The 3409-nt window shown below is 56.4% G+C and carries 2 protein-coding genes; one reads left to right on the top strand and one right to left on the bottom strand.

What is annotated here, in order from left to right; translation table 11 throughout:
- Positions 1-1193, bottom strand: a 1193-nt coding sequence (locus JX325_RS13910; RefSeq protein WP_204791688.1) for a DUF3991 and toprim domain-containing protein, incomplete at its 3' end; no start/stop codon positions are given.
- 105 nt (positions 1194-1298) lie between these two features.
- Between JX325_RS13910 and JX325_RS13905 the strand changes: the two genes are divergently transcribed.
- Positions 1299-3242 (top strand): hypothetical protein, encoded by a 1944-nt coding sequence (locus JX325_RS13905; RefSeq protein ID WP_204791687.1) that lies wholly within the window; start codon positions 1299-1301, stop codon positions 3240-3242.
- Positions 3243-3409: the final 167 nt, after the last annotated feature.

Below are 3409 nucleotides of genomic sequence, written 5' to 3'. Positions count from 1 at the left end.
GCGCAGAGCTGTTTGCCAAGCTCCACGGCGTCGGCCGGCTGCCCGAGCTGCCGCAGTTCCCGGCTGTACGCCGCCAGTGCCAAGGCGGACGCCTCGTCCGCGTACAGAGTCGCTCTTCCAATTTGATTTTGCTGGATGTGGTTTTGGAAAAATTGAAGCAGCCTGGGAAGCTCTTTTTCAAGGTTTCCCAGGCTGTCCGGTTTGAGTTTCCCACACTTCTCTGCGATGAACTGGCAGACCTCCGGCGCGACGGCAAGCTGGGGATGCTCCTCCGCCGGAAGGGCGGGGAGGCTGTAGGCGGCCTTGANATCCTCGTTCCAGTCCTTGTGCTCCGGCTGGAGGACTGAGACACAGCGATATCCACAATCCCGCAAAATCTCGGCAAGCCGCCCATTGGCCTCGATGCCCNCCGCGTCGTGGTCGAGGCAGAGGAGAACGTTGCGGATATTGGGGTTCTGCTCCAGCATCCGGAGCATGGCGTGCTCACTGGTGCCGCAAAGGGCGGCGTAGCTGTGGGACTGCCAGCCCTTTTGGTACAGCGTGAGGAAGGAGAGCAGGTCGACCGGAGCCTCGAAGACGTAGAGCCGATCGCTGGTCCCGGTGAAGTGGAAGCTGTACCGTGCGTCACAGCCCGCAATGTTCAGCTTGAGTCCGGGTCCGGCACTGTTGACGCTCCTTTTATGAGCGTGGCGGGCTGTACCATGCACATCCTTTCCGACGAATACGGCATTGTGATATTCCCGGTCGCTGCCTTTTGGCCTTTCGCGGCTTTCGTAGATCAGGCCGGCATGAACGAAGGCGTCCAGCACACTCCGGCTGATATGACGCTGCTGGAGCAGGTAGGCGTAGACCCGGCGCATGGTGCTGTTCCTCGGAGGAAGAATGAATTCCTTTTTCTCCTTCTTCTTCGGCGGCGCAGCCCGGATCTCGCCCTGTTCACCGTTCAAGAGGCAGGACATGGCCTCCGGGTAGCTCAGGCCATAGAACTTCTGGACAAACGATATCGGCCCGCCGCCCTCTTTCGTAGCATGGTCGTACCACTCGTTTCCACGGACGGTGACGCTGTGGTCGCTTGCGAGGCGGCTTTCCCGGCCTTCCCGCAGGAGCTTTTCTCCCTGGCTGAGAAGAAAGGCTTCCAGGTCTACGGCGGCGGCGCGCTGCTTTTGGGTATCGGTAAATTCAACATAAGGCATGATAGCACCCCCTATAAAAATGTGGAGCGGGTAATCCGTGACAATGCTTTTCAAATGTGGTAAACTGTAGAAAAAAATCAATTTTTGAAAGTACGGTGTCTAAATATGGGCGGGAAGAAGAAAGCGAATACCTCAAAAAACTGGTCTCTGGCGGGAGAGCCGGTCTGCTCCACGCCGCTGTCTCCTTCCGAGGAGCGTGCGTTCAAGGAACCGATCTCTTCTCTGCGTTACGCCACCGCTCAGATGCGGAAGAACACCCCGGACACCTTCCAGAACGGCGAGGCGATGAAACAGGGAGAAAAGGCCGCTAGGGCCTCCTTGGGATTCTTCTTTAAATACTTCGGGGGAAAGTACCAGCGGCAGGACATCGCATCGGCGTTAGCAAAGGTGGCCGCACTGCCAGGACCAATCGTGGACCACTGCAATTGGTCCAGCTGTTATATGCTGGGTGCGGCGCTGTGGCTGCTGGATTATGTGGAGAGGGAAGAGCTTTGGGAAGAGCTCGTTCCTCTTCTGCCGCCGGAACTTGACGAGGAAATCGATTATTCAACGCCAGATGTGGACGATCTTTCCTATTCCCGTGACCATATGCTAGGACTCATGAAGGTGTTCATAGAGCGGAAAGGGGAGCAGCGTCAAGCGTTTCGCAAAGTTTGGGATCTAGTGGATAAAAGAACTGTGGTCAGGCTGAAGGATGAGTTCAAGGATGCTCTGCTGGACTACTTTGACCGCTATCTGGAGGTTTGTACCCGTGTAAAACCGCCTGCTGGGCCCGACGGCGGTGGAGCGGCACCCATGCTGAGCCAGCCATCCCTCAGCGACCCGTTTGGAATCAATGCTTTGGACAGATGCCAGGATTTTAACCCTGCTAGGGATCACGCAGACATGTGGTTCCTGATGAACACAATGATGCTGATCGGCAAGTCACCGGAGAAGGTGCGGGGGACACTTTATTTCCGCCGGTCCTCTGAACTCCTGCAAGGCTTTCAGGTGCAGGACCCCTATATGATCTGCGCGGCATATCTGCTCTTGGAGCGGGACAGCGACGTGTTGGCAAATCTGAATGCACTTACTGTCAGTGTGCTGGTCTGTGCGGAACGGCATTTGCCTTGGGGGGCGGATGAGGCATATAGCTATGCGGATACGTCTGAAGAAGGCGTGCCGGACCTTTCCCTCCGGTATGCGTACCATTCCCGTGAAGGCGCATATGAGGAAGTTTTACCGGACCCGAACATCGAAGAGGGAGAGCTGCTCTCGGAAGGACAGCTTTTCTATCTCGCTACCGGATATGCCTTGCCAAGAGATCAGGCGCCCTCCAGTTGTTTGAAAGGCTGGTTCATGGAACAGGGCGTGCCGGAGGGCCGTGCGGAGGCTCTTGCCTGGGGTGCGTGGTTTGCCTCTTATGTAGATGATTTGAGAATGCAGGGGCCGGAGTCATTCGGTATTCCAGATGATTTTGATGATTTTCTGAAATCCCTGGATGAGGAGTTGTCAGAACTGGCCGGGGAGCTCGAGGCAGAGACGGAGGACAACGCCGCCAAGGCGGCGGAGCTGTCCCGCCAGCTGAAAGAATCCCGGAAAGCGCTGCACGAAGCGGAGCAGGGAATGCGCCGGCTTCAGGAACAGCTTCAGGCACTGGAGTCGGACGCTCTTCGAGACCGCGCGGAACTCAGCCAGCTCCGGGAGACGCTGTTTATTCTGAGATCGAAGGAAGGTCAGCCGGAGGAGATTTCAGAATCCGAGATCGAATTTCCCTGGCAGACGAAACGCCGGATTGTGGCCTTTGGTGGGCACGACACTTGGCGAAAAGCCATCCGGCCCATGCTGCCCGGTGTCCGCTTCTTCGACCGGGAGCTGCTGCCGGATGTCAACGCTATCAGGGGCGCGGATGTGGTGTGGATTCAGTCCAACGCGATTTCGCATAAGTTCTACTATCGGGTCATCGACACGGTAAGGAAGGAAAATATTCCTGTCCGATATTTTGGCTCTGCCAGCGCGAGGAAATGCGCAGAGCAGCTAGTGCTGGATGAAATGGCTGCGGCGGAATGATTTCACACCGTCAAGCTCTAATCAGAGAACTTCTGCCAAGGGAAAATTTCAAAATGCAGGCCACTTGTCCATAGGGACAGGTGGCCTGCACAGCCTGTCGAAAAGAGGCCTGTCTGTCTTCATTACCAGACAGGCCACAAAGTTAATGAGGGATAAAATGTAGGAAG

This window comes from Oscillibacter sp. CU971 (genome assembly GCF_905219725.1).
GTDB lineage: Bacteria > Bacillota > Clostridia > Oscillospirales > Oscillospiraceae > Oscillibacter.
Note: the sequence above shows the minus strand (reverse complement) of the source record. Positions and strands in the feature narration are given on the sequence as shown.

Coding starts and splice junctions, on each gene's coding strand:
- JX325_RS13905 (WP_204791687.1), top strand. CDS start 1,299: ATGGGCGGGAAGAAGAAAGCGAATACCTCAAAAAACTGGTCTCTGGCG.